A 3,944-nucleotide genomic window follows, 5' to 3' on the forward strand; every position below is an offset into this window, starting at 1 on the left:
ATCATATACAATTGAATTCAACACATCATAGAGACAGCTCATCATGGCATAGGGATAATGTCTGGACGTACGTTGTGTGACACGATAGCCATTATTGATAAGTTTTCTGGGGACATTGAGCTTTGATCCATCAATGGCAAAAATTCGGTGTCCTTTCCATGTTGTCGGGAGAGTGTTTTTCTCCCAGACAACCACAATATCTTTATTAATGGTTTTGATGGCATCATCAGGTAATTTCATTCTGGCTTCGCACATTGATGAGGCTGAAATAGGACTGCACTGAGGTAGAGGTATATTTTCATGAACGCAGTCATCCCATATTTCATTGATGATATAAGCATATCCATGATTATTTTTTCCGGAAATAATTTTCATGCGGAATAAGACAATCAATTTTGTATCTATTGTTCTTTTTCTTTTTTTCCACGATTTATCAATCGTCGAACATGAATTAAAAAAGGTTTTGTTTAGGCGTTGATATAAATCCATGATCCATTCCCCCTTGCTCATTTAGACCCTATTTTATCACATCGTTGTTTCCTTAACCGAATGCCATTGATTGGCGCAATCCTTCAGGTTATAACGCCTGGCATTTGGATGAAACCTATATCAAAGTCAATGGAAAATGGACTTATCTTTATCGTGCTATTGATAGTCGTGGACAGACTCTTGATTTTTATCTTTCGCCTCGTCGTAATACCAAGGCAACCTATCGGTTTTTAGGGAAGATATTCAATCGCGTAAAGAAAAGGCAAATTCCGAGGATCATTAATACTGATAAAGCTGCTCCTTACGGTCGCACCCTCAGCCGACTAAAACAGGAAGGCAAATGTCCCTCTCATATCGAACATTGACAAATCAAATTCCACAATAATGTGATTGAATATGATCACGGTAAATTGAAACGTGTCATTAATCCCATGTTAGGGTTTAAATCGATAAAAACCGCGTATGCCACTATCAAAGGGATTGAGGTGATGCGTGCTCTTCGCAAGGGTCAAGCTGAACACTTTTATTATGGGCAAGCTTTAGGCGAGATGCGCCTAGTGAATCGAGTCTTTAGTCTCTAATCCACTTCGAGCGAAAAAACTCAAACTCATCTCTTTATTTGCAACAGTGCCACTTCTTAAGCTTAGTATTATTTAATAAGAGTAGCAAAAGAAATAATAATAATTTTGATCAGCATAAAATGATTATTTTAAATAACATTAATCTATGTTAATTTACTCAATTAACACATTGATATATTTAATATTTATAGATGTTTTTAATTTATATAAAAATGGAAAATTTTCTCTCACTTAAATAAATTACACAAAAAATAGTATTATTCTACATGGATTATTATTCTGGGTAAAATAACTAAATTCAATTTAGACCACCTTTAGAGAACATTACAAAAACCTCTATGACCTTTATGGATTGTTTTATGATTTATGCTTACATACGCGTCAGTTCAGCAGAACAAAATTCATCCCGACAAGAAATCGCCATTTAAAATGCCGGTTATGAGATAAAAAATATTTTTACTGATGTTGCCAGTGGCAAAGATACAAATCGCCCAAATCTGCAACAATTATTAGCGATATTAGAGCGTGGAGATACATTCATTGTTCATTCGATAGATCTCTTGTGCAGAAATGTGATGGATATGTGTAATTTAACACTTCAACTGAAACAACGAGGCATTTCGCTTATTTTTATCAAGGAAAACATTCATTTTTCTGCTAGCGAGAGTAATCTGTTACAAGAACTACAATTACATATGATGTCGGTATTTAGTCAGTTTGAGCGTGCGCTCATTAGAGAGCTTCAAGCTGAAGGAATTGTGGCTAAAAAAGGACGAGGAGAAAAAACTGGCCGCCCGCCGGCAGACAAGAGTAATCTATGGTCGCCCCCGGAGCTGTTTTCGGTGTTCACCAAAACATTGCTCCTGGAGCAGGCTTCACGTCAATTTCTTATCCAGAATTCGGGTTATATTTAGATTGTGTTACGTGCAACTTAAGTTCAAAAAACATTCGCGCTCTCGCCCTGATTTATTGATACAGTAAATAATAACAAGAATTTTGTTTTCACACACAGTTAATTTAATTCCATGGTGGGAATTCCCCCTTATAATTTATCTATTATTTTTGTGATGTCGTTCTTGATTTCACCATTTTCAATGGGAAGATAAATGGAACTTTATACATGTAATTTGCCGAATTGAAATTTACTGGAATATTATTTTTCCTATATAAAACATCTTATTAACGTGTTTTTTGTAGTGAAGTTTCAGTTATCAATTAATCATATTGAAATTTTCATATTTAATTTGACAATGTGTTAATAACATCTATATTTATAAGTTAGTTAGGTAAGATACTAATGTCACATTAAAGATGATAATTATACCCGTGCTCCATTGAAGAAGCTTGGTTTTACACGAATGCATATTGATCTTGTAATGTGAAGTACTCACTACCTTAGATTTCTTAGGTTAATAATCTGTTGTTTTGTATCTTGGGATAGTATAAGTCTATTTTTACAGGCGGACCAAAGGTAATAGTACAAAAAACATTGTTTTGGTACTCATGGAAACTGGACAAGTTTGATATCTTTGACTATGTGTTTTTAATGTAAAAATTTATTAGCATATTAACATGATATGATAATGATCCGTTTTAAGGAAAGGTAAGCGGGTATTGGTGTGCGCCCAGATGGTTAAGTAATTAAAATATTTTTGCTTTTGACGTTTTTGCTTTTCAGTACTCGATTGGCAAAGCCAAAGGCAGCGGAAGAAGTCAGCATTCCTGCTTAAACGGAGACGAGTAGACTGTTATTCATCATAAAAACTATAAAGCAGGTTAGAATTCCATGAAAAAACTCTTAACTGCAACTATATTAATATTAAGTTCAATGATTCCATTTTTTTCAATAGGAGTAAAAGCTGCCGGTAGTTTGCAAAAAAATTGCCAGAACTATATCCCGAACACCCTTATAGATAGCGTGAATATCCTTACAAATTTAAACAACACGGCCCCTGGAATTAATATCAGTGTTAATGGTAAGTGGTATAGTCAATATATTACAGAAAACGATCTAGGGGGTGCGGAAAATGCTGTTTTAGCACAGCTTGCAATTCTAGCTTATGAGGGAGGATATATTGTGAATGTTTGTACAGATATGGGGTCCATAACAGGTATAGAACTTGTGAGTATCTTTGACTAATAAACAACCAAAAAATCATCAGATTAGAGGAATAAAAAATGCCTATGCACGGTTCGACTATGAAATTTAATCTCATAAAATCGATTCCTACTGAAATGAAAGTGGGTATTCTTAAAGATCAACTAACAAGTGTAGGTCTGACATGCCCTGATACTAGTAAAGATAAGCTACAAGGCTATATAGATGACGTACGTCGCCAAATCCCACAAGGTGGGACTAATGCGTGTTTTATTGGGCTATATAACGTAGGTCGTAAAGTGTATGCGTCCACGTCAGATGCAAACTGGAAAGTTTCCGACACAGCACCAAAAGATACTGCCCAGTTAAAGTATCTATGTAGGCGCGAATGTTTTGACTGGCTTAAGAAAAATGAACCAGATTTTGATGGGGTGTTGAGCCTAGAAAATTCTACAGTGGAAAGATATGACACTCTAGAGGATCGAGTAGGAGGCAGGCTTTGACCCGCCGTCCTCTCACACCACCGTACGTACGGTTCCGTATACGGCGGTTCAGGTTATACGTTTGAGCCGTTGTATCGTGTCCGCGACTGATACCAGTCCCGCTTTATTCCACCGCCTTTTTGGCAGCGCCTGATTCATATGAGATGCCCCTGCATTCCACCACGCTCCGCGACCGTTCCACGCCGATTTACAGGCCCGGGACTCCGCTATGCCCAGTTGCATCAGTTTTCTCGCCCTCGCTGAGGGGGATTTCCACTGCCGCCACAGTATGCA

3 protein-coding genes and 3 pseudogenes are annotated in these 3,944 nt (G+C 36.9%); 4 read left to right on the plus strand and 2 right to left on the minus strand.

Features of this window, described 5'->3' with window-relative positions; genetic code table 11:
• Positions 1-489 (minus strand): annotated as a pseudogene (locus tag D3222_RS23780) (hypothetical protein); the annotation flags it as partial.
• 71 nt (positions 490-560) lie between these two features.
• On the opposite strand from D3222_RS23780, the pseudogene D3222_RS23785 reads away from it, so the two are divergent.
• The 4 genes and pseudogenes from D3222_RS23785 to D3222_RS23800 form a co-directional block, all read left to right on the plus strand.
• Positions 561-1,070: pseudogene (locus D3222_RS23785) on the plus strand (IS6 family transposase); the annotation flags it as partial.
• Positions 1,071-1,513: 443 nt separating this feature from the next.
• On the plus strand, positions 1,514-1,984 hold the full coding sequence (locus D3222_RS23790; RefSeq protein ID WP_255417069.1) for a recombinase family protein: 471 nt from the start codon (positions 1,514-1,516) through the stop codon (positions 1,982-1,984).
• An 872-nt stretch (positions 1,985-2,856) separates the two neighbouring features.
• The gene (locus tag D3222_RS23795; protein WP_118988270.1) at positions 2,857-3,210 is read left to right on the plus strand and encodes a hypothetical protein; all 354 of its coding nucleotides are present in this window, start codon (positions 2,857-2,859) and stop codon (positions 3,208-3,210) included.
• Positions 3,211-3,248: 38 nt separating this feature from the next.
• Complete coding sequence (locus D3222_RS23800; RefSeq protein WP_118988271.1) at positions 3,249-3,671, plus strand: hypothetical protein; 423 nt, start codon at positions 3,249-3,251, stop codon at positions 3,669-3,671.
• A gap of 48 nt (positions 3,672-3,719) precedes the next feature.
• On the opposite strand, the pseudogene D3222_RS25310 reads toward D3222_RS23800, so the two are convergent.
• Positions 3,720-3,944, minus strand: a pseudogene (locus tag D3222_RS25310) (group II intron reverse transcriptase/maturase); the annotation flags it as partial.

This window comes from Photorhabdus sp. CRCIA-P01, from assembly GCF_003545805.1.
GTDB classification, from domain to species: domain Bacteria; phylum Pseudomonadota; class Gammaproteobacteria; order Enterobacterales; family Enterobacteriaceae; genus Photorhabdus; species Photorhabdus antumapuensis.